Below are 21,387 nucleotides of genomic sequence, written 5' to 3'. Positions count from 1 at the left end.
GACCTGTGAGCCCCGGGTGGGCGAGCTCCCCGCGATTCTGGAGTCTTTCGTGACTGAGCAGCAGCAGACCACGAACACCACCGAGACGGTCGACCCGAACGGCGCGGGGGAGGGCGGAGAGCAGCACGAGCCGTTCGACTCCGACCGCGCCATGGAGAAGATCCGCAAGACGAACTCTGAGAACGCCGGGCTGCGGAAGCGGCTCAAGGAGCTGGAGCAGTACGAGGCCGCGGCGAAGGCCGCCGAGGACGCGAAGAAGTCCGACGCGCAGCGGTTCGCCGAGCAACTCGCCGAGGCCAACCGGCGCGCCGAGGAGGCCGAGCTGGGTCGTCTCCGGGAGCGGGTCGCGCGGCGCGCGCAGCTGCCCGACGAGCTGGCCGACCGGCTCCGCGGCACCACGGAGGAGGAGCTGACGGCCGACGCGAAGGCGTTGGCGGCGCTCACCGCGAACGTTCAGGCGACCGCCCGCGAGGAGCGGCGGAAGGCTCCTGACCCGTCGCAGGGGCAGGGGATGGCGCTCAACGGTGACCCGCTGCTGGACTCGTTGAAGTCCAAGCTCGGCATCTGATCGGCTACCCTCGCCGCATCCAGTCCCCCGCGGTGGGGGCGCGCTCGCCCGAGGTGGCGGTCCGACATCGGATCCTCACACTCGAAAGGCGGGCCCAGTGGCTATCACCGCCCCCACCGTCACCGGCGACTTCTCCGGCTTCCTGACCAAGGAGCGCGCGGAGCCCATCTTCAACGAGGCCTACCGGGCCTCCGCCGCGCAGCAGCTCGCGCGGAAGGTTCCGCTCGGCCTGGCCGGCACCGAAGTCCCTGTCATCACGTCGAAGCCCACCGCGGCATGGGTCGCGGAGGCCGGGCAGAAGCCCGCGTCCAAGGGCGGCATGACGCTCAAGTCGATGACCCCGAAGAAGATCGCGGCCATCGCGGTCGTCTCCGCCGAGGTCGTGCGCGCCAACCCAGGCGGCTACGTCGACGAGATCCGCCCCCAGCTCGGCGAGGCGTTCGCCATCGCGTTCGACGCTGCCGTGTTCCACGGCACGAACACCCCGTTCGGCGCCTACCTCGACCAGGCCACGAACGCCGTCGGGATCGGCAGCACCGCCGCGAACGCGGGCAGCGTGCACGGCGACCTCGTCGCGGCGCTGCGGTTGCTCGTCTCCAGCGGGAAGAAGCTCACCGGGTTCGCGCTCGACACCCGCTTGGAGCCCGACCTCCTGGGCGCCGTCGACACCACCGGCCGCCCGCTCTACATCGAGTCCCCGTACGAGGGCACCGCGCCCGCGGCCCGTGGCGGCCGGCTCCTGGGCCGCCCGTCGTCGATGGCGGACGGGATCGGCGCCGCGACCCCCGGCGGCACGTCGGTGACCTACCCCCTCGGGTACGCGGGTGACTGGTCGCAGGTCGCGTGGGGCCAGATCGGCGGCATCTCCTACGACGTGTCCACCGAGGCCACGGTCACGATCAACGGTGAGCTCACGTCGCTGTGGGAGAACAACCTCGTCGCGGTGCGGGCCGAGACGGAGTTCGGGCTGCTCATCAACGACGTGTCGGCGTTCGTGAAGCTGACCAAGACCACGCCGAGCTCCTGATGACCGTCTACAGGCACCCGGAGGCGGGGACCGTCGTCGAGACCGACGGCCCTGCCCCGGAGGGGTTCGAGCCCACCGACGACCTCGACTACGGCGACCCGGCGGAGGGCAGCGACGATGGCGCTGGCGGAGACGACGGACGTGGCGACCGCGCTGCGGCGGGAGCTGACGGCGGAGGAGAGCCGGTTCGTCCGCGGGCAGCTCGAGGCCGCCGAGGCAAGGCTGCTGACGCGGCTGCCGAACCTGCGGATAAGGACTGACTCCGACCCGTCCTACGCGACGCTCGTCCGGAACATCGAGGCCGAGGCTGTCGCGCGGGTGCTGCGGAACTCCGAGGGGTTCCGGCAGGAGTCCATCGGGCCCTGGTCGGCCACCCTCGACACGCGGGTGGCGGCTGGGTTCCTCACGATCCTCGACGAGGAGTGGCAGCTCCTCGGCGCTGGTGGCGGGGCGTTCACGATCGCCCCGTTCGCCGAGGTGCCCACACTGCTGCCGTCGCACCTGGCGGGGTGGGCCTGATGCGTTACCCCGACACGGTCGTCCGGTGCCGCCCCGGTGGCGTCAACCGGTTCGGCGACCGCGGTGCGGAGACCCGCACGGAGATGGCCGGGGCGTTCGCGCCGGTGTCGTCGACGGAGGACCACGTCACCCGCGGCGACACGGTCACGACGCAGGCGACGCTGTTCCTGCCCTACGGCAGCGACGTCGTCGCCACGGACGTCATCGAGATCGGTGGCCGGCGCTGGCACGTCGACGGCGACCCCGCGCAGTGGTCGTCGCCGCTGACGGGCCGCCGCGCGGTGTGCTCGGTGTCGCTGCGGGCGGTGTCGGGATGAGCACGCCCAGGGCCCGGTTCCGCCGCAACAGCAACGCGATCCGCGCGTACCTCGCTCGCGACGTCGCGTTGCGCCAGGCGGTGCGCCGCCACGCCGACGACGTCGCCGCCCGGGTCGCGTCCGCGCCCGCCGGGGTCTACGACCGCATGCCCACCCCGGTGGTCACGCAGTCCGCGGCCGCCGGGGTGCGCCGTGACCGCGCCGGCGCGACCGTCGTCGTCCCGGCCCCACCGGCCGGGGAGGTCCGCTGGCCGGACGTGAAGTCGCGGTTCCGCGGTGTCGTCGGTGTCGTCGGGTCGGTGACCCATGGCTGAACTGCTCGCGGCGTGGCCCGACGCCGAGGTCGTGATGCTGGAACTCCTCGACCCGGCTGTCGCGCCCGCATGCACCGCGACCCCCGAGAAGATCGTCACCCCGCTCATCCGGGTGGTCCGCACGGGCGGCTCCGACGACGGGATCACCGACTCCCCGGTGGTGGAGGTGACCTGCATCGGCGCAACCCGCACGGAGTCGTGGGCGCTGTCGGAGCAGTGCAGGCAGGTGATCCTCGCCAGCCCGAACACGGTGGTCGGCGGGGCTCTGATCGACGCGGCGTCGACGTTCACGCCGCCGCAGCAGATTCCCGATCCCGACCTCGACAAGCGGTCGGTCACAACGAACTTCGTGCTGGCGTGGCGCCGGCCGCGATCGTAGGAGAGGAACATCATGCCGGGATTCACCACGCTGCAGCAGCGGCAGCAGCAGCTGATCCGGAAGGCGCTCAACGGCGGCATCTGGATCGCGGCGAACAGCGCCGCCGCGCCGACGTCGCTGACGACCGGAGCCACCTCGGACCCGGCCGCGCTGCCGGTGGGCTACACCGACGTCGGCTACATCACGAAGGACGACGGGGCGTCGTGGTCGCGCGACATGGACACCTCCGACACCACGAGCTGGGGTGCGTTCGAGCCGACCCGCCGCGACATCACCTCCGACGTCACGAACCTCAAGTTCACGATGCAGGAGACGAAGAAGACCAGCCTCGAGCTGTACTACGGCGTCGACCTGGGCGCGGTCGTCCCCGACATCACGACCGGTGAGGTGGCGTTCAACCAGGCCACGTCGAACGTCACGATCTACCGCCGCTTCTTCGCGATCATGGCCGACGGTGTCGGAGCGGACGCCGTCTACATCGGCCGGTTCTGCCCCCGCATGTCGGTCACCACCGTCGACGACCAGGCGTGGACCGACGGCTCCGAGCTGCAGTACCCGGTCACCGGGACCGCGTTCGTCGACCCGACCCTCGGCTACTCGGTGCGGCACTTCTTCGGCGGGCCCGGCTGGAAGGCGCAGCTCGAGGCGGCCGGGTTCGACGACGGCTCCTGATCACCGCTCCCCAGTGCCCGGCCGGCGGCGAGCTTCCTGCTGCAGCCCGCCGCCGGCCGGTCCCAACCCTCTCCAGCACGTCGACCCGGAAGGAACCACCGTGCAGAACACGACCCTCATCGCCCCCGACGGACGCGAGTACGTCACCAGCGACCCCGTCGAGATGAACAACCTCGTGTACGGGCAGGGCTACCGGATCAAGTCCGGGCGGTCATACGACGCGACCGTCGCGGCGGGCAGCGGCGGGAAGGCCTCCGACGCGAAGGAGCCGGTCGACACGAACACCGCCACCAGCGGCGGCGGGAAGGCCGCGTCGAAGTGAGCACGCCTGTGCCGAACCGTCGGGAGCGCCGGTCGTGGAACCGGATGGTCGCCGAGGCCCGCGACGTCACGGCCGAGGTCCCGGTGTCCGATGAGCCCGGCGACATCGTCGAGGTGCACATCCCGACCGCCGAGGCCCTGCAGTCCCTGCAGGAGCTCCAGCGCAAGGGCGACTTCGCCGGCGCCGTGTCCGTCCTGATCGGGAAGGACAACTACGAGCGGCTCGCCGAGGCCCAGCCCGACGCCCCGTTCACGGCGTGGCGTGACCTGATCGTCGACGTCATGCAGGACCTCAACCTCGGCGGCCCGGGGGCCTCCCCGGAACGGTAGGCCGTGCCGTCGAGCTGATCGACCGGTACGGCCACGAGCTCGAGTTCGACCTCCAGACCCTGTGCAACGGGATGGACCTGCACGACTTCTTCCGCGGCCGATACCCGTGGGGGAAGCTGCTCCGCCTCGCAGAGCAGCTCCCCCGCGAGTCCCGCTACATCGCCGCGCTCCACGACGACGACGAGATCGCGCCGCTGCTCGTCGCCGGCCAGGCCGACAGCGGAGAGGAGCCCCGGATGTCACTGGTCGGGTGGACCCCGGAGCGGGAGCTGCTCACCGAGCTTCTCCACGCCGTGAACGCCATGCACTCCACGCTCATCGGGGTCAACAGCAAGTCCGGCAAGGGGCCCGAGGTCCCGAAGCCGCACCGGCCCCGGACCCTCGTCGACGACTTGCGCAAGCGCGCGGACCGTGACGAGGCGCAGCAGGTCATCGACATGTTCTCCCCACGGCTCGAGGAAGCGGCGTCGTGAGCCAGTACACCGCGGGTGACATCGCCGTCCCGATGGTCCCGTCGTTCGGCGGGTTCTTCGAGGAGATCACCTCCCGCATCAACTCGTTCACCCCGCCGGACATCGTCATCACCCCGGTCGTCGACACCGACGAGGCCGAGGACCAGGTGTCGAGCCCCGGCATGGTCGCGGCCGGGGTCGCGGCCGGCGCCGCGATCGGGCTGGCGCTGACGAAGGCGCTGACCGACGCCATGGACTTCTCCGCGGCGAACGGGAAGCTGCAGGCCCAGCTCGGGCTGTCCTCCGCGGACGCCGGCCGGTACGGGAAGATCGCGGGGGAGCTGTACAGCCAGGCGTACGGCGAGTCGATCGGCGACGTCAACGACGCGATCCGGTCGGTGCTGCAGTCCGGGGCGCTCGCCGCGGACGCCACCGACGCCCAGATTCAGGACGTCACCGGCAGCGTGCTCAACCTGTCGTCGGCGTTCGGGGTTGACGCCGCCGGCGCCGCGAACGCGCTCGGGCAGGTCATGCGGACCGGGCTGGCCCCGAACGCCGAGGTCGCCCTCGACGTCATCTACCGCGGCTTCCAGTCCGGCGCCGACAAGGCCGAGGACTTCCTCGACACCCTGAACGAGTACGGCACCCAGTTCCGCAAGCTCGGTCTCGACGCCGCCGACGCGACCGGGCTGATCACGCAAGGGCTGCAGGCCGGCGCCCGCGACGGCGACCTGGTCGCCGACGCGCTCAAGGAGTTCTCGATCCGGGCGATCGACGGGTCGGAGTCGTCGAAGACCGCGTTCGACGGGCTGGGGCTGTCGGCGGAGAAGACGAGCGCGCAGATCGCGGCGGGTGGGCAGGGCGCGAAGGACGCGCTTGGGCAGGTCCTCGACCGGCTCCGCGCGGTGAAGGACCCGACCGACCAGGCGGCGATTGCGACCGGGCTGTTCGGCACCCAGGCCGAGGACCTCGGCGCCGCGTTGTTCGCGCTGCACCCGGAGACGGCCGCGGCGGGGCTGGGGCAGATCGGTGGGGCGGCCGACGCGGCCGGTGAGGCACTGATGACGCCGGCCGCGCGGATGGAGTCGTTCCAGCGGACCCTGCAGACGACCGTCGTGGACCTCATCGGCGGGAAGATCCTGCCGATCTTCTCCACGCTCATCGACTGGGGCTCGGCGATCTTCAACTGGGGCCCGGTCCCGGAGATCCTCAGCTTCCTCGCGACGTCGGGTGGCGTGGCCGTTGGGCTGCTCCTGGCCGTCGTCGGCGCCACGAAGGCGTGGACGCTGGCGCAGGCCGCGCTCAACATCGTCATGAACGCCAACCCGGTCACGCTGATCGTGCTGGCGATCGGCGCGCTCGTCGGTGCCCTGATCTGGGCCTACAACAACGTCGAGTGGTTCCGCGACTTCGTCGACAGCGCGTTCCGGGTGATCGCCGGGGTCGCGACCTGGCTGTGGCAGTCGGTGTTCAAGCCCGCGTTCGACGGGATCGCCGCGGCGGCGACGTGGCTGTGGCAGTCCGTGCTGCAGCCGGTGTTCTCGTTCATCGGGAAGGCCGCGCAGGTCCTGTTCGCCGTGATCATGGCGGTCCTCGTCGGGCCCCTGATCGTCGCGTGGAACGTGCTCGCCGCCGTCGCGACCTGGCTCTACGAGAACGTCCTCGCGCCGGTGTTCACCGCGATCGGGGCGGCCGCGCGCTGGCTGTGGGAGAACGTCCTCAAGCCGACGTGGGATGCCCTCGTCGCGCTGTGGCAGAACGTCCTCGCCCCGGCCGCGACGTGGCTCTACCAGAACGTGTTCCTGCCGATCTTCAACGCCATCGGCGCCGTCGTGCAGTGGGTGTGGCTCAACCTCATCAAGCCCAACCTCGACGCCATGGTGTGGCTGTGGCAGAACGTGCTCGCCCCGGTCCTGACCTGGTTGTGGCACAACATCTTCGAGCCCGCTTTCCAGGGGATCGGGACGGTCATCTCGTGGGTGTGGACCAACGTCATCAAGCCCACCTTCGACGCCATCGTCGCCGGCGTGAACTGGGTGAAGGACGGCTTCCAGACCGCCGTCGACTGGATCGGCCGGATCTGGGACGGGATGAAGCGGCTCCTCGCGAAGCCCGTGAACTTCCTGATCAACACCGTGTGGAACAACGGCATCCTGAAGGCGTGGAACTGGGTCGCTGACCTGCTCCCCGGCGTCGAGCCGGCGAAGCCTCTCGACGGCATCCCGGAGTACGCCGCTGGTGGCCCGGTGCCGCGCGACACCCTGCTCCGCGCCGGTGAGGCCGGGCCGGAGTACATCCTGTCCGCGCCTGCGGTGAAGTCCCTCGGCGGGCTCGGCGCGGCGGACGCGCTGCATCGCAAGCTGCTCGCCGAGCAGGACGTCGAGATCGGCGCCGGCCTCGGCGGCGTGTCCGGGTCGAGCTCGGCCGGGGCTGGTGGCGGCGCGGTGTGGCAGGCGCTGTGGAACATCATCCGCGGCGCGTTCCCGTCCGCGCGGCTCACCTCGTCCGTGCGGCCCGGGGCGGCGGACTACCACGGCGCGGGGAAGGCGGTCGACATCGCCGGGCCGCGCCCGGGCGATGCGGCGTTCATGCTGGGCGTCGACCGGTGGATCGCGTCGAACTACCCCGGCTCGACCGAGCTGATCCACACGCCGGGCATCAACCTCAAGAACGGGCGCCCCTTCACCTACAGCCCCGGCATCCAGGCCCAGCACTACAACCACGTCCACTGGGCCATGAACGGGTTCCCCGGCGCGGCCGGGTCGAACGCCGTCGGGTTCTCCGGGTCCGCGGTCGGATACAACTGGTTCGAGATGAAGGTCCGCGACCTCGTCAACTCCGCCACTGACGGGCTCGCCGCGCTCATCCCGTTCCACGCCCCGCCGGCCTTCCTCGACATCCCGAAGAACACCCTGAACTGGGGTCGGCAGAAGGTGCTCGACTTCCTGGTCGGGGAAGGCCAGAAGGAAGACGCGAAGTCGTCGGCGGCATCGTCGTACACCGGCGGTGCCGGGGTGGAGCAGTGGCGAGGCCTCGTCACGCAGGCCCTGGCCCGGCTCGGGCTGTCCGCCGGCGACGTCGACCGGACGCTGCGCCGGATGAACCAGGAGTCGGGCGGGAACCCGCGCGCGATCAACAACTGGGACTCCAACGCCGCCCGGGGGACGCCGTCGAAGGGCCTGATGCAGGTCATCGACCCGACGTTCCGGGCCTACCGCGACCCGTCCCTGCCCAACGACATCTGGGACCCGATGGCGAACGTCGTCGCGTCGATGCGCTACGCCCGAGCCCGGTACGGATCGCTCGCCGCGGCCTACGACCGACCGGGCGGCTACGACTCGGGTGGGTGGCTGCCGCCCGGGCTCTCGACGGTCTACAACGGCACGTCGAAGCCCGAGGCGATCCTCACCCCGGAGCAGTGGGACAAGGTCCGCCCGGGCGGCGGCGACGGCTCCGAGGTCCACCTCCACGCCCGAGAGCCCATGTCCCAGTCGGAGATCTCGCGGCTGGCCGACGAGGTCGTCCGCAAGCAGCAGTGGGCCAGGAGGACCGGATGAGGCTCGTGACCCTCGACGTGCTGACCGCCTCCCACGGCCCGACGCACGAGCAGTACACCGACGCCAACGGCACCGCGTGGATCTGCACCAGCATCAAGGGCTGGCTCGCCGCCCCGGCCCGGCGCACAAAGCACGACGAGCGCCCGACTGGCGACGGCGCGCACCGCTCGGCCGCCTACCGGCAGACCCGCAGCATGTCGATCGAGGGCCGGTTCTTCCCGCTGAACGACATCGTCGGCTGGGACACCGCCGAGCAGCTCCTCGCGATCTGCCCGGACCCGGGGGAGCGGTACCCGCTGACCGTCGACGGCGCGACGCGGCCGCTGCTGTCCTACGTCGAGCAGGCCGGGGAGGTCCTCGTTGACCAGACCGGGCCGCGGCAGTGGGACTGGTCGATCCCGGTGATCGCGGCGGATCCGTACCGGTACGCGGTGGCGTGGGCGTCGGTCGGGCCGTCGTCGGCGGGCACGGACGGCGTCGGGGGCATCGTCACCTCCGGCAGCGGGATCACGTCGAGCTCGCCCGGGATCGCGACCGGGACCGCGCCGACGCTGGCGACCGCGACCGTCACCGGGGCGGGCACCGTCGACAACCAGGTGGTGCTGCAGGTGACCGGCCCGACGTCGGGCGTCCAGGTCGCCGACCTGTCCGGGACGTCGATCGTCGGGGTGCGCGGCAACCTCGCCGCGGGCGAGTCGCTGTTCATCAACACCAGCGGGCGGGTCGCGTTCGACGTCCCGGGCTGCCCGACCCCGATCCCCGCGTACGGCGCCGTGCTCGGCGGGGCGAACGCGCGCGGCGCGGTCTGGGTGACCGGCGGCTGGCCGCGGCTGCGGCCGGGCGAGATCCGGACGTTCCGGCTGACCGGGGCGACCGGGTCCGGGACGGCGCTGACGGTGCACACCCGCGGCACGTGGGTCTGAGGAAGGAACCAGGATGGGCGCATCATCTGTCAGCACGACCGACCCGTGGCTGTCGAACCAGAAGGTCACCAGCCCGGAGGCGCGGCTCGCGCTGTCCGCGTCGTGGGCCAAGCAGGTCGGATCGTCGATCCTCGCCGAGTCCGGCGCGGTGGAAGGCGCGGGACCGTCGGCGTCGGTGTCGGGGAACAACATCCTCGTGACCGCGCACCAGGCCATCGTCGAGGCCGCGCTCGGCACGTACGTGTGCTCGTCCACGGCGACGATGACGGTGCCGATGGACACCCCGCTCCCGACGTCGGGGCAGTCGCGCTACGACATCATCTACGGCGAGATCGTGGACTCGTCGGACTCGGCGACGTACCGGCTCAACACCGTGAAGTCCGCGGCGTCGGCGTCCCCGAGCATCCCGAACGCGCCGTCGAACACCGTGCCGCTGTTCCGGGTGCAGGTCACCAGTGCCGGGCCGCAGACCCCGGTGCCGATCATGTCGTGGGCGCGGGCGCCGGGCGCGCCCCGGCTCGTCGAGACCGGCGACACCCGCAACGGCGCCTACATCGGGGACCGCCGCAAGTTCCGCGACGGCTCCGAAGACGTCTGGTCCGGGTCCGCGTGGCAGCGCGTCGTCGCACCGGCCTCGTGGAGCCAGTTCACCCCGCAGCTGCTCACCTCTGGCGACGCCTCCGGCGTCCCCGTCGGCCCCAACGGCTCCGCGATCGCGCGGTACCTGGTGCAGGGCAAGAGTATGCACCTGCGCTACATCTTCCGAGTCGGCGCCGGCGCACCCCCGGCAGGCTGGGGCGACATCTACACCCAGCTCCCGCCCGGGATCACCTCCGCGCCGACCGAGGAGACGCAGATCCTCGCGAAGCTCAACGCCCACAACCCGGTCGGCACGCTCTACGGCATCTTCCTCGGGAAGTGCTTCATCCCGCCGAACTCGAACGGCATGTATCTCTACTTCCCGTTCAGCAGCGCCCGCTCCGACCTGGGCACCTACCGCATGTCGGACAGCTCCGCGGGCACGGCCGGGACCGGCCGCCCGCTGGTCCCCGGCGGCTACCCGATCCCCGGGATCCTCGTGATCCAGGGGACGATCGAGATCTCCTGACGTGGACGAGCCCGAGTACCGGGTGCTCGTCGCCCTGACCCGCACCGGGCAGGTCGTCGATGCCCTCGACGACCCCGGGTGGTCGTTCGAGGAGAACCTCGCGTGGGCGTCACTGGGGAAGATGACCATCACCGTGCCGCTGCCGGGCGCCGACCGGGCCGGGAAGCTGACCCGGGACACGCTGCGCGGCATCCGCAACGGCATGTCGTCGATCTCGCTGGCCCTGGTCCGGCGCGACGGCGCCGTCCCGTGGGCGGGCCCGGTGTACACGCTGGGCTGGGACGACGGGTCGGTGTCGATCGGGTGTGCCGCGCTGGGGAAGCTGTTCGACAAGCGCATGGTCCTCTCGCCGGGCTACCTGACGAACCCGACGAACCCGGCCGCCGACGTCACCCTGTCCCTCCCCCCGCGGGACCGCGTGATCCGGCTCCTCGACCTCGCCACGACCGGCACCCGCCGCTCGCTGCCGTTGACACTGCCGGCGCTGTCCGGCACGGCGGGCGACGAGGTCACCTACGCCGGTGTGGACCTGCGCACGACCGCGGAGGCGGTCAAGGCCGTCGTCGAGGCCGACGGCGGCCCGGACGTCCTGCTGCTCCCGCAGCTCTCGGACGACCAGTCGCAGCTGTCGTGGACCGCCGCGGTCGGGGACCCGACCCTCGGCGCGTACAACCCGGACGCGACGTGGGACTACCCGCTCGTCGTCGCGACCGGCGACGTCGATGACTCCGAGACCACCGAGGTCGCCTACGTCGTCGGGGACTCGTCCGGGTCGGACTCGGCGTCCCGCCTCATCGGGGTGTCGGCTACCGACCGGGGTGAGCCGTGGCCGGCGCTGGAACGCGCGGACCGCACGAGCGTGTCGGAGCCGCGGCAGACCCAGCTCGACGCGCTCGCAGCGTCCTACGGCGACGAGTACGGCCACGCCGTCGAGACCGTCACCTACACCGCCCCGACGGACCTCGCCCCGGCCTACCGGACGGCGTGGAACCTCGGCGACGTCGCGTCGTTCGCGTTCACCGGGCACCCCTGGCTCGACGACGGCACCGCGACCGCCCGCATGATCGGGGTGTCGGTGACGGCCGAGGAGACGAAGTTCGTGACGAAGGCGGTGAGCGGCTGATGGGGCGGATCGGGGAGACCTCGAGCGAGGCGTCCGCGGCGCGCCGCGACGAGTCCCGGTTCCGGGAGCTCGACCGGAAGGCGCTGCGGGCGCAGCAGGCCGCGGCCGGTGGGGCGCGCGGCATCGTGGCGGGCGGGCTGGTCGTGAAGACGTCGGGCTCGGCGTCGACGTCGGGGACGACACCGGGCACGGGCGCCGCGATCCTGAGCGCCGCGGTGAGCCTGCCCTATGGCCGCCAGTTCGAGGTCCGGGTCCCGAACCTCGGGTTCACCAGCGTGGCGACGGGCTTCGTGATTGCGCAGATCACCTACACCCTCGACGGGTCCGACCCGACGCCATCCTCAACGGTCCTCGACACCGGCACGACCGACACCTCCGGCTCGGGCCGCGGCCTCCACATGGTCGGGTTCGTGTCCCTGGCCCGCCCCGTCGGCGTCGACGACAGCGTCACGACCGTGCCGCTCAAGGTCCTCGTCACGTTCTGGGCGGGCCTCGCCGGCACCTACACCGCGCAGGCTGCCCCGACGTGGCCGGCGAAGCTCGTGATCGAGGACAAGGGCCCGGCGCAGGTCGTGGCCTGAGCAACAGCCCGTCGGCGCCACCACGGGCGGGTAGCATCCCCGACACCGGCCCTCGGTGGCCGAGGTCCCGCCCCAGGTGGCATCCGCCCGATGCCGACCAGGGGGCCGCATGGCGCGCCACGAGCTGGAGCAGGACCTGCAGTCGCTGGCCTACCGCGACATGCCCGACGAGCAGGTCACCACCGACGACCAGATCCGCCACTTCCTCGTCCGTGAGCACGACCCGATCCGGTCGGTCGCCGAGCTCACCCTGCCCGGCCAGTACGAGCTGGACGAGTGGGACGCCGGACGGCAGGACCCGCGATGAGCGGGATCTTCGTGCCGTGGCTGGCCGACGCCGCCCGCCTCACCGGCTACCCCGTCTCCGAGGTGTCCGGGTGGCGCTCCCGCGGCCACGGCGGCATGACCGCCGTCGAGGGCGTTGTCTGCCACCACACGGCCGGCCCGCGGACGGGGGAGTACCCGTCGCTGCAGGTGGTGCGTGACGGCCGGACCGGGCTGCCCGGGCCGCTGGCGAACTTCGGGATCGGCCGCTCCGGCACGGTCTACGTGGTCGCGGCCGGGCTGGCCTACCACGCCGGTGTGTCGTCCTACGCCGGGTTCACGGACCTGAACTACAGGTTCCTCGGGATCGAGGCCGAGTCCACCGGGCTCGGCTCCGGCGACTGGACGCCCGAGCAGCTCGACTGCTACCCGCGGCTCGTCGCGGCGCTCCTGTACTACATGCGCCGCAACGCATCCCGCGCGTGCGCGCACCGCGAGTGCGCCCCGGGCCGAAAGATCGACCCGACCGGCATCGACATGCCGGCGTTCCGGGCCCGGGTCGCGGCCATGCTCGCCGACCCCCTGCACCGCATCCCCCGCGGCGGCGGCCCCGCCGGCACCGCTCCCACGCTCCGACCGGAGGACGACGTCATGTACATCAAGTGCGATCTCGGGAAGGGCGTCACCGGCACAGCCCTCCTCACCGGCCCGATCTTCGTCGGCCTCACCGGCGGTGAAGTCGCCTCCGCCGACGACCAGATCTCCAAGGGCGCCCCCGTGCAGTGGGTCGGCCTGGCCACCTGGAACGAGCTCGACCGCCGCTCCCACGCCCTGTGCGACAACCCGCGCCCGGTCACCGTCGTCGAGCCGAAGCCGGCGGCGCAGTCGTGAGGCGCGAACCCGCCCTGCTCTACGTGGGGCTCCTCGCTCCCGTCGTGCAGGTCCTCGCCGCGTTCGTGTTCGACGCCAACCCCACCGTGCAGGGCGCGATCAACGCCGCCGCCGTCGCCATCGCGGGCGCCGTCACCGCCGTCCTCGTCCGCACCGACAGCATGGTCCCCGCCATCCTCGGCGCCGCGCAGGCCGTCCTCGCCCTGGTCCTCGCGTTCGGCGTCCAGTGGGACTCCGAACAGCAGGCCGCGCTCATGGGCCTCGTCGGTGTCGTCGTCGCGATCGTCGTCCGCGACCGCGTCGAGGCACCCGTCCCCGCCGTCGTTCCCGCCCCGCCGGCCGCGACGCTCGACGGCCCCTGACCGCCGTGCTGATCCGCTGGCTCGTCCGCCGCTGGCGGGCCCCCGACCGCATCGAGCAGGCCCTGCTCGAGGTGCTGCGCAACGTGAAGGAGAACCGGAAGATGGCAGAGCAGACGAACGCCGCGCTGGCCGAGCTGTCCAGCGCGATCGACGAGGTCGCCGGCGAGCTCGACGACGTCAGCGCGAAGCTGGAGGCCGCGCTCGCCGACGACGCGACCGTGGACCAGGCCACGGCCGACCAGATCCGGGCGGCGGCGGAGCGGCTGCGCGGTCTGCGCCCCGACGACGTCGAGGCCCCGGCCGAGCCCGAGGTCCCGGCCGACCCGGAGCAGCCGGCCGAGCCCGCCGACAGCGGCGAGCAGCAGGCCTGACCGTCGTGGCCGTCCGCTCCGACCTGACGATCTACCAGGGCGACACCTACCTGTCGCCCTGGTGGGTCGTCGTCGTCGACGGGGCCGGCGTCGACCTCGCCGACCCTGAGTCGGGGTGGACGGTCAAGGCCCAGGCCCGCCGCGGCGACGAGGTCGTCGCCACCTGGGCCGCGACCGACCCCACCCCCGGCGCGCACCTCGTCACCGCGGCGTGGAGCGGCGACATCAGCGGTCAGCCCATCGAGACGACCGCGCTGCGGCTCTACCTCACCCCGACCGCGACCGCGGAGCTCGAGGCGAACCGGTCCCTCGCGTTCGACGTCGAGCTGAACAACCCGACCGCCGGGCCGCTCGGCGACCCCTACCGGGTCACGCTCGTCGTCGGGGCCATCTCGATCACGAAGGACGTGACGGAGTGACGGCGCCGATCCTGCCCGGCGAACAGGTCGTCATCGTCGAGGTCGGCGACCCCGGCCCGAACGTCGTGCAGGTCGGCGCCGACTCGTCCGTCGTGCCGGTGTTCGTGCCCGGCACCGCCGTCGGGGGCGCGGCCCGCCTCGACGACCTCCTCGACGTCGACGCCCCCGTCGGCGCCCCGGGCCTGCTCGAGCGGCAGGACGACGGCCGGGTGCACCCGGTGACCCGCGACGAGGTCCTCGCCCCGCACATCGTCGCCCCGGAGCCGCACCCCGCCTACGACGACCTCCCGAGCTTCCGGCTCCTGTTCGAGAACGGACTGATCTGATGTCCCTGTCCAGCAACGTCACCGACCTCGCGACGCGCGTCGCGACGGAGATCAAGGCCAAGGCCACCCAGATCAACGGGAACGCCGCGGACCTGTCGGCGCTCACCACGACCGCGAAGTCCAACCTCGTCGCCGCGATCAACGAGGTGAACTCGGCCGTCGCCGGATCGTCCGGCATCGACGACGGCACGACCGGCACGTCGTCGACCTGGTCCTCGTCGAAGATCGCGTCGGAAGACGCCGCGGCGTCGACCGCGGACCGGGCCCGCGCGAACCACACCGGTACCCAGTCCGCCGACACCATCACCGACGGCACCACGAACAAGGCCTACACGGCGGCGGAGAAGTCGAAGCTCGCCGGCGTCGCTGCCGGCGCCACCGCGAACGCGACGGACGCGCAGCTCCGCGACCGGTCGACGCACACCGGCACCCAGGCCTCGTCGACGATCAGCGACTTCACGACCGCGGTGAACGCGCTGGTGTCCGCCGGGGTGAACAGCCTTGTCGACTCCGCGCCGGGCACCCTCGACACCCTCAACGAGCTCGCCGCCGCGCTCGGGGACGACCCGAACTTCGCCGCGACGACCACCACCGCGCTCGGGAACCGGGTCCGGACCGACACCGCCGCGCAGGGCCTCACCACGACCCAGCAGGGCAACGCGCGCACGAACATCGCCGCGGCTGCCGCCGCGGACGTGACGGCGCTGTCGGTGGCGGTCGGGGACACCGACGCCGACTTCGTCGCGACGTTCGTCGCTGGGCTGTCGTGACCCTCGCGAGCCGGATCTCCGCGCTCGCGACCAGGCTCGCCACCGAGTTCAACACGCTCCGCGGCGAGGTGGCGACGGGCCTCGCGGGCAAGGCGAACACCAGCCACACCCACGCCGCTGGCGACGTCACGTCCGGCACGCTGGCGGTCGCGCGCGTCCCGACCGGCACGTCAGGAACCACGGTCGCGCTCGGCAACCACACCCACAGCTACCAGGACGCCGACGCCGACCTCACCGCGATCGCCGGCCTGTCACCGACGAACAACGACTTCCTCCAGCGGAAGTCGAGCGTCTGGACGAACCGCACCCCCGCACAGGTCGCCGCCGACCTCGTCGGCACGACGTCGACGACGCTCGCCGCGGGGAACCGCGGCCTCCCCACCGGCGGCGCGTCCGGGCAGATCCTCGCGAAGACCTCGGCCAGCGACTACGCGGTCGGCTGGATCGACTACCCGGACGCGATGCCCCGCGGTGTGATCGCGCGCGCCCGCCGCAACACCGGGAACCTCACGATGGCCTCCGGCACCGCCTACAAGATCGTCGAGGTGTCCGCGGCGCTGCTGGCCGGGCGCATGTACCGGTTCACCTCCCGCGCGGGGTTCTACGCCGACTCAGGCGCCACCATCGCCGACGTGTTCCTGCGCTACACCACGAACGGGACAGCGCCGACCACGTCATCCACGGTGTTCGAGCACACCTCCGCGCCACTCCAGGCGGGGGTTCGTGTCGGCGCGGCGAGCACCGAGGACTTCTACACTCCGGCGTCGAACCAGACCATTCGGTTGCTGCTCACCGCGTCGATCATCGGGTCTTCCGGAGCCTGTTACGGCGCCACCAGCGATGCCTGGCCCGCCCGCATCACCGTCGAGGACGTCGGCCTCGCCGTCGCCGTTGGCGGCACGAACTACTAGCGCGGGCCCCGGTTGGGGCGAGAGGTGGCAGGTGATGCGTGGACGGGCTCTGGGAGCTGATCGTCGACCTCCTCAGCAGGTTCGGGGTGTTCACCCTGCTCCTGATCGGGATGGCTCTGATAATTCGGACCCTGCGGTCGGACCTGGCGAAGCAAGCGGCCGAGGCCCAGGCCCGGCTGGTCGCCCAGGACGAGGACCACGCCCGGGACCGGACCCGATGGCGGGAGAACGAGACATGGCTCCGCGAGGAGATCGAGGACCTGCGCCGCACCGTCGACGTCGAACGCCGAGCCCGCTGGGAAGCGGAGGACGCGATCCGGCGTGGACCGCCACCGCGGCACGCCGCGGACGAGGCCTGATCCGCCGCTTCGGGTGGGCGCCGGTGCTCCTCGTTGTGGCCGGCGCGATCGGGACCGTCGGCACGTCGGTGCACGGCGCGGCGGAGACGCAGACCGCCCGTGAGGACAAGGCCGCGGCCGAGACCACCGCCGTGGAGGTCGCGAAGCCGCTCGCCCGGATCTGCGGCTCCAACCCGGCGGCCGCGGCCGAGGCCGGCGCGGACTGCGGGATGGTGTCGGCGGTCGCCAGCGGTGTCCCCGGCGCGGTCGGCGCCACGGGCGCGACCGGTGCGGCGGGGCGCGGGATCACCGGGACCGCGATCGGCGCGGATGGGCACCTCACCGTCTCCTACGACGACGGCAGTTCCCGCGACGTCGGGAAGGTCGTCGGCGCGGACGGCCGCGGCATCGCCACGACCACCCTCGACGGGGGCCGCCTCGTCCTCGTGTACTCCGACGGCACCCGGGTGGACCTCGGCGGTGTCGTCGGACCTGCCGGGCGCTCGATCACGGCGGCGGCGACCGACGGCGGGCGCCTGGTCCTGACCCTCGACGACGGGTCGACCCTCGACGCCGGGCCACTTCCCGCCGGACCGGCCGGGCAGGACGGCCAACCCGGTAGCGAGGGGCCGCCTGGGCCGGCGGGCCCGGCGTGCCCCGACGGCTATCAGGCGGTCGTCGTGGCGGGCCCGGTGTTCGGTGAGGACGGCACCCGCTACTCGCGGGCGATCACCTGTGTCGACCCGACGTCGGCGTCCGGCGGCTGACCGTGGCCGAGCAGCGGCTCACCCCGGCCGAGGCGGAGGAGGCCGCGTTCCGGCGGGTCCTCGTCGCGCACGAGCGGTTCCTGCGGGCGCTCGCCGAGCACCGGCAGGCCAGCGAGCAGCTGCTGCGGGAGTCCGCGGCCCGCGCCGTCGAGGACGCCGACCTGGTCCGGAACTTCCGGGCGCTGCTGCCGTTCGCGACACGGCGGTCGCGGATCCCGCCGCAGCGCCGCCCCCGGGACTGATCAGCCGGCGGGCAGCTCGAACTCGAAGCCTGGCCCGGTGTTGCGGCTCTGCCCGAGGATCAGGAAACCGGCGCTCGTCGGGACGTCCACGTTCACGGTTCCTCGGTAGCTGCGGCCCGGCTTGAGCTGGGAGAACGGCGCTTCCTTGCCTGTGCAGTAGAACGCGACCGTCGTATCGACGTCGTCGACGGCGCGGCCGTCGGCACCGACGAAGTCGTATTGCTGAGCCGTGCCCGCGTAGTAGCCGGGCTGGGTCGAGTCGTAGGCCGCGGTGTTCTCGATCGTCACGTCGATCGCCATGAACCGGCCGTTCTCCGGCTTCGCCGGGATGGTCTCGCCCCCGGGGCCGATGGCCTTCCCCGGGCATGAAGACACAGGGGTTATCGAGTTGACGGTGACGTACTGCCCGATGCCCGCGGCCATGGGCGGGCCCCAGAGCTGAATCCGCTCTCCGACCTTCCACGGGCGCGCGCCCCGGGTCGACAGGTCCCCGACCCCAGAGTCGACCATCGCAGCCATCTCGGGCGACCCGGCATCCGATTCGACCACGCCAGTCGGCGGCGAGTCAGGGCTGGGCACCGGCACGCCAGCAGTGCTGCACCCCCCGACAGAGAGCAGCAACGCGACCGCACCAGCGACTAGCGCGACGACGCGCTTCGACATCCCCGACTCCCAGATTGTTCGGACCTGCACGACGTGTTTGCAGAAGGTACTCACGGCGTTACGCCCCCCGCGGGCGGATCGTCAGCTCGACACCGGGACGGCCCAACAGGACCACCCGACCGAGCAGAACACTGGCGATCCGCACCCCGTCGGACATACACGCAGCGACGGCCACCTCACCGACATGGACCACCACCTCTGCCGCGCGCTGGCAGGACGGCTCCGCGCACCTCATCCGGGCCCCCGCGTGGCCCCGCGCGACCGGATCACCGTCAGCGCATCAGCCGCCAACTCGGCGATCTTGCACGGGAACGCCGCATGCAACGACGTCCCCGCGACCCGACAGACAACACAGCGGCCGTCGTTCGTCGGACGGTGCTCGACCACCAGCCGCCCGACGAGTTCGACGTTCTGGGCGATCGTGTCGACCAGCTCGGGCCAGTTAGCGTCCTTCATGGGTCCCCTCCCGGGGGGATCAAGGTCCCGGCCGGAGGCGGAATCTCCGAGCCGGGACCGACTCATCTACGCGGGCGCCCGATCGGGGCCCGCAGGCTTCCCCACCCGCGGGTCATTCACACCCGCGAAGAAAACGCGGTGGAGCACGGTGAAATCGGCAAGAACGCCGGAGGAATCGGCAACGCCTCCGACACCGTGCCGGACGTGCCCGAGTACCTCACGACGCCGCAGGCCGCGAAGGAGCTGAACGTCAACGAACGCACCCTCCGACACTGGGTTGCGACAGGGCTGATCGAGCCGGACTTCCGCACCGCGGGCGGGCACATGCGTTGGGACGTCGACCGGGTCCGCGCCGAGCTCCGGCGCGACCTCCGCCGACGACGCGACGAAGCCGAATAGAGCCTTCACGCCGCCGCCCCCGTCTCGCCGTCGACCTGACTGAGGCCCCGACGCGCCGGCCGAGGAGGACGCAACGACTTCGACAGCCGGTCCATCGCCTTCGTCGCAGCCACGCCCGTCGTCCGCACGTACAGCCGCGTCGTGTTCGGCGACGCGTGCCGCATCACGTCCTGCGTCAACAGCAGGTCCCGGGTCGACGCGTAAAACGCAGTCCCGAAGCTGTGCCGCAGCCAGTGCAGCGAGTACGGCATGCCCTGCCGGGCGAAGAACTGCCCGACGAGCTTGCTCAGGGTGGCCGGCTTCATCACGTTCCCGAACCGGGTCCAGAACAGCGGGCCCCGCATGTGCATGTACTGCCGCAGGCTCGGCTCCACGTGCAACGGGACAGTGATCCGAAAGGGCTTGCGCCCCTTGCCGATCCCCGACAGCACGAGACGCCCCTCGATCTCGTCGATGCTGTCGCGGGTCAACTGCGCGATCTCCATCGCCCGAAGCCCCATGAACGCGGCGAGGACCAGCCACGTCCGCATCGGCTCTGGCGCGATCTGGATCGCTAGTTTCAAGTCGCGGTCCGGGACGGGGTGGGCGTGAGCCGCAGGCACCTTGATCTTCGCCATCCGTTTCGTGGGGTCCGTGTCGATCAGCTCGGCCTCCAGCGCCCAGGCGTAGAAGGCCCGCGCGTTCGAGGTGTATGTCGAGAGCGTGCTCATCTTGTAGGGGGTGCCGAGCCGGGAGACGCCGCTCCGGAGCGCGCTCTGCCACGCGAGCAGATCGGCCGGTGTGGCCTCGAGGAGTGGGCTCGGCAGTGCTGCCGCAAGCCGCCGGAGGTTCTCCCGGCGGTGACCCACGGAGATCGGGGTTGCGCCGTTCAGGTCGAACCAGCGGCAGTGTCGATCTATGAGTTGCTGATCGAAAGTGGTGGTGGTCACCTTTTTGAGTGGTACCGGACGATCCCTAGTCGAGTCACGCCGCAGCGTCATGTTCACCGCCTCGGCCCGCACTCCTCCGGGGGACGGGGGCACTGCTGCGTCGTCCGGTCATGTCGATGACCTGGGCAGATGCGACTACCGAAGGCCGACTTCCGGGCAACTTATCGATGGAGTGCGCGGGGCCGACCGGGCCGTGCGGCGGCGCCGGGCGGGCCACGACCAAGCCGTCGATGTACGACTGCACCGACAACGGCGACTTCTCGATCGTCGTCGACGCCCCGCGCCCACCGGTGATGCTGTGCACGATGGCCGACCAGACACTCGCGTCGGAACGGCTGACCCCGGCGGGCACCGCGGGCGCCGGTGGCGGGGCCCGCCGGCTCGCGGGGCTGACGAACACCGAGGCGCCGGGTGCCTACCGCGACCCCGCGACCGGCGTGTGGATCATGACCTACAGCGACCCCCACTGCGGGTACTGCGCGGGCGCGCCGACCGGGTACGCGACGGCGACGTCGCTCGCCGGGCCGTGGACCGCCCCGCCCAACACCAACCCGGACTGGGGCGCGCCGCCCTCGGGGCGCCGGGCGATCTCGGCGACGTCGTGCGGAGGGCAGGCACGCACCGTCGTCACGCTGTCCGGGCAGGCCTACCAGTTCATCGACCTGTGGCTGGGCACCCGCAACGAGACCGCGGCGGCGCTGCGCCTGGAGCCGCTGGTCCACCGCGGTGCGGCGCCGCCCGGCAGCCCGCTGCAGGCGTTCGCGCCGTGGACGTGCGGGGCCACCGAGGGCGAGCCACACGGGTCGCCGCATCGGGGCCGGGCTGTGTGAGGGGCCGGGCTGTGTGAGGGGCCGGGCTGTGTGAGGGGCCGGGCTGTGTGAGGGGCCGGGCTGTGTGAGGGGCCGGGCTGTATGGGGGGCTGGGCTGTGTGAGGGGCGGTCAGGCGACGCCGACGTAGGCGATGAACCGTCCTGGGTCTGCGAGAGGCTGAGGGTCAGGCCACCGCACCCTGTTGGGCGATGGACGTAGCGTACACCATTTCCCGTTCAATCGGAGGCAAATAGTCAATCGACGAGTGGAGCCTCGCA

The 21,387-nt window shown here is 71.9% G+C and carries 30 protein-coding genes; 28 read left to right on the top strand and 2 right to left on the bottom strand.

Features of this window, described 5'->3' with window-relative positions:
- Positions 1-49: 49 nt before the first annotated feature.
- From AB7F12_RS15710 to AB7F12_RS15585, 26 genes are all read left to right on the top strand, one after another.
- Positions 50-568, top strand: coding sequence for a hypothetical protein (locus AB7F12_RS15710; RefSeq protein WP_428500359.1), 519 nt, complete (start codon positions 50-52; stop codon positions 566-568).
- A 97-nt stretch (positions 569-665) separates the two neighbouring features.
- Positions 666-1,595, top strand: a complete 930-nt coding sequence (locus AB7F12_RS15705; protein ID WP_428500360.1) for a phage major capsid protein — start codon at positions 666-668, stop codon at positions 1,593-1,595.
- Between the two features lie 117 nt (positions 1,596-1,712).
- The gene (locus AB7F12_RS15700; protein ID WP_428500361.1) at positions 1,713-2,114 is read left to right on the top strand and encodes a Gp19/Gp15/Gp42 family protein; all 402 of its coding nucleotides are present in this window, start codon (positions 1,713-1,715) and stop codon (positions 2,112-2,114) included.
- The gene (locus tag AB7F12_RS15695; protein WP_428500362.1) at positions 2,114-2,431 is read left to right on the top strand and encodes a hypothetical protein; all 318 of its coding nucleotides are present in this window, start codon (positions 2,114-2,116) and stop codon (positions 2,429-2,431) included. Before AB7F12_RS15700 ends, AB7F12_RS15695 begins: the two co-directional genes overlap by 1 nt.
- Positions 2,428-2,745: a hypothetical protein gene (locus AB7F12_RS15690; protein ID WP_428500363.1), complete on the top strand. Its 318-nt coding sequence runs from the start codon at positions 2,428-2,430 to the stop codon at positions 2,743-2,745. The genes AB7F12_RS15695 and AB7F12_RS15690 overlap by 4 nt, the downstream gene beginning before the upstream one ends.
- Positions 2,738-3,124, top strand: a complete 387-nt coding sequence (locus AB7F12_RS15685; protein WP_428500364.1) for a hypothetical protein — start codon at positions 2,738-2,740, stop codon at positions 3,122-3,124. The genes AB7F12_RS15690 and AB7F12_RS15685 overlap by 8 nt, the downstream gene beginning before the upstream one ends.
- Before the next feature lie 12 nt (positions 3,125-3,136).
- On the top strand, positions 3,137-3,796 hold the full coding sequence (locus tag AB7F12_RS15680; RefSeq protein ID WP_428500365.1) for a hypothetical protein: 660 nt from the start codon (positions 3,137-3,139) through the stop codon (positions 3,794-3,796).
- 100 nt (positions 3,797-3,896) lie between these two features.
- Positions 3,897-4,118: a hypothetical protein gene (locus tag AB7F12_RS15675; protein WP_428500366.1), complete on the top strand. Its 222-nt coding sequence runs from the start codon at positions 3,897-3,899 to the stop codon at positions 4,116-4,118.
- Complete coding sequence (locus AB7F12_RS15670; protein WP_428500367.1) at positions 4,115-4,447, top strand: hypothetical protein; 333 nt, start codon at positions 4,115-4,117, stop codon at positions 4,445-4,447. Before AB7F12_RS15675 ends, AB7F12_RS15670 begins: the two co-directional genes overlap by 4 nt.
- A gap of 71 nt (positions 4,448-4,518) precedes the next feature.
- Positions 4,519-4,920, top strand: coding sequence for a hypothetical protein (locus tag AB7F12_RS15665; RefSeq protein WP_428500368.1), 402 nt, complete (start codon positions 4,519-4,521; stop codon positions 4,918-4,920).
- The gene (locus AB7F12_RS15660; RefSeq protein ID WP_428500369.1) at positions 4,917-8,456 is read left to right on the top strand and encodes a phage tail tape measure protein; all 3,540 of its coding nucleotides are present in this window, start codon (positions 4,917-4,919) and stop codon (positions 8,454-8,456) included. Before AB7F12_RS15665 ends, AB7F12_RS15660 begins: the two co-directional genes overlap by 4 nt.
- On the top strand, positions 8,453-9,379 hold the full coding sequence (locus tag AB7F12_RS15655; RefSeq protein ID WP_428500370.1) for a hypothetical protein: 927 nt from the start codon (positions 8,453-8,455) through the stop codon (positions 9,377-9,379). Before AB7F12_RS15660 ends, AB7F12_RS15655 begins: the two co-directional genes overlap by 4 nt.
- Positions 9,380-9,392: 13 nt before the next feature.
- Positions 9,393-10,487, top strand: a complete 1,095-nt coding sequence (locus AB7F12_RS15650) for a hypothetical protein (protein ID WP_428500371.1) — start codon at positions 9,393-9,395, stop codon at positions 10,485-10,487.
- Position 10,488: 1 nt separating this feature from the next.
- Entirely contained in the window at positions 10,489-11,610 is a 1,122-nt protein-coding gene (locus AB7F12_RS15645; RefSeq protein WP_428500372.1) for a hypothetical protein, read from the top strand.
- Positions 11,610-12,191 carry a hypothetical protein gene (locus AB7F12_RS15640; RefSeq protein ID WP_428500373.1) on the top strand — a complete coding sequence of 194 codons (582 nt, stop codon included), beginning with the start codon at positions 11,610-11,612 and terminating at the stop codon, positions 12,189-12,191. The genes AB7F12_RS15645 and AB7F12_RS15640 overlap by 1 nt, the downstream gene beginning before the upstream one ends.
- 109 nt (positions 12,192-12,300) lie before the next feature.
- Positions 12,301-12,498 carry a hypothetical protein gene (locus tag AB7F12_RS15635; protein ID WP_428500374.1) on the top strand — a complete coding sequence of 66 codons (198 nt, stop codon included), beginning with the start codon at positions 12,301-12,303 and terminating at the stop codon, positions 12,496-12,498.
- Complete coding sequence (locus AB7F12_RS15630) at positions 12,495-13,346, top strand: N-acetylmuramoyl-L-alanine amidase (protein WP_428500375.1); 852 nt, start codon at positions 12,495-12,497, stop codon at positions 13,344-13,346. The genes AB7F12_RS15635 and AB7F12_RS15630 overlap by 4 nt, the downstream gene beginning before the upstream one ends.
- Positions 13,343-13,708 carry a hypothetical protein gene (locus AB7F12_RS15625; RefSeq protein ID WP_428500376.1) on the top strand — a complete coding sequence of 122 codons (366 nt, stop codon included), beginning with the start codon at positions 13,343-13,345 and terminating at the stop codon, positions 13,706-13,708. Before AB7F12_RS15630 ends, AB7F12_RS15625 begins: the two co-directional genes overlap by 4 nt.
- A 5-nt stretch (positions 13,709-13,713) precedes the next feature.
- Positions 13,714-14,079 carry a hypothetical protein gene (locus tag AB7F12_RS15620; RefSeq protein WP_428500377.1) on the top strand — a complete coding sequence of 122 codons (366 nt, stop codon included), beginning with the start codon at positions 13,714-13,716 and terminating at the stop codon, positions 14,077-14,079.
- Positions 14,080-14,084: 5 nt separating this feature from the next.
- Complete coding sequence (locus tag AB7F12_RS15615; protein WP_428500378.1) at positions 14,085-14,498, top strand: hypothetical protein; 414 nt, start codon at positions 14,085-14,087, stop codon at positions 14,496-14,498.
- Entirely contained in the window at positions 14,495-14,824 is a 330-nt protein-coding gene (locus AB7F12_RS15610; protein WP_428500379.1) for a hypothetical protein, read from the top strand. Before AB7F12_RS15615 ends, AB7F12_RS15610 begins: the two co-directional genes overlap by 4 nt.
- Positions 14,824-15,594 carry a hypothetical protein gene (locus AB7F12_RS15605; protein ID WP_428500380.1) on the top strand — a complete coding sequence of 257 codons (771 nt, stop codon included), beginning with the start codon at positions 14,824-14,826 and terminating at the stop codon, positions 15,592-15,594. The genes AB7F12_RS15610 and AB7F12_RS15605 overlap by 1 nt, the downstream gene beginning before the upstream one ends.
- Positions 15,591-16,505, top strand: coding sequence for a hypothetical protein (locus tag AB7F12_RS15600; RefSeq protein WP_428500381.1), 915 nt, complete (start codon positions 15,591-15,593; stop codon positions 16,503-16,505). The genes AB7F12_RS15605 and AB7F12_RS15600 overlap by 4 nt, the downstream gene beginning before the upstream one ends.
- A gap of 38 nt (positions 16,506-16,543) precedes the next feature.
- Positions 16,544-16,864, top strand: coding sequence for a hypothetical protein (locus AB7F12_RS15595; RefSeq protein ID WP_428500382.1), 321 nt, complete (start codon positions 16,544-16,546; stop codon positions 16,862-16,864).
- A gap of 23 nt (positions 16,865-16,887) precedes the next feature.
- The gene (locus AB7F12_RS15590) at positions 16,888-17,610 is read left to right on the top strand and encodes a hypothetical protein (protein WP_428517220.1); all 723 of its coding nucleotides are present in this window, start codon (positions 16,888-16,890) and stop codon (positions 17,608-17,610) included.
- Between the two features lie 2 nt (positions 17,611-17,612).
- Positions 17,613-17,852 (top strand): hypothetical protein, encoded by a 240-nt coding sequence (locus AB7F12_RS15585; RefSeq protein ID WP_428500384.1) that lies wholly within the window; start codon positions 17,613-17,615, stop codon positions 17,850-17,852.
- Here AB7F12_RS15585 and AB7F12_RS15580 read toward each other — a convergent pair whose 3' ends face one another.
- Positions 17,853-18,515: a hypothetical protein gene (locus tag AB7F12_RS15580; RefSeq protein ID WP_428500385.1), complete on the bottom strand. Its 663-nt coding sequence runs from the start codon at positions 18,513-18,515 to the stop codon at positions 17,853-17,855.
- A 375-nt stretch (positions 18,516-18,890) separates the two neighbouring features.
- Between AB7F12_RS15580 and AB7F12_RS15575 the strand changes: the two genes are divergently transcribed.
- A complete protein-coding gene (locus tag AB7F12_RS15575) occupies positions 18,891-19,370 on the top strand; it encodes a MerR family DNA-binding transcriptional regulator (protein ID WP_428500386.1) in 480 nt (159 codons plus the stop codon).
- A gap of 5 nt (positions 19,371-19,375) precedes the next feature.
- Here the strand turns inward: AB7F12_RS15575 and AB7F12_RS15570 are convergent, their stop codons facing one another.
- The gene (locus AB7F12_RS15570) at positions 19,376-20,299 is read right to left on the bottom strand and encodes a tyrosine-type recombinase/integrase (RefSeq protein ID WP_428500387.1); all 924 of its coding nucleotides are present in this window, start codon (positions 20,297-20,299) and stop codon (positions 19,376-19,378) included.
- A gap of 230 nt (positions 20,300-20,529) precedes the next feature.
- On the opposite strand from AB7F12_RS15570, the gene AB7F12_RS15565 reads away from it, so the two are divergent.
- Entirely contained in the window at positions 20,530-21,129 is a 600-nt protein-coding gene (locus AB7F12_RS15565; protein WP_428500388.1) for a hypothetical protein, read from the top strand.
- Positions 21,130-21,387 lie beyond the last annotated feature (258 nt).

The organism is Pseudonocardia sp., from assembly GCF_050250275.1.
Classification (GTDB): Bacteria; Actinomycetota; Actinomycetes; order Mycobacteriales; family Pseudonocardiaceae; genus Pseudonocardia.
The sequence above is the reverse complement of the archived record's forward strand: the minus strand, read 5'-3'. Positions and strand labels throughout refer to the sequence as shown.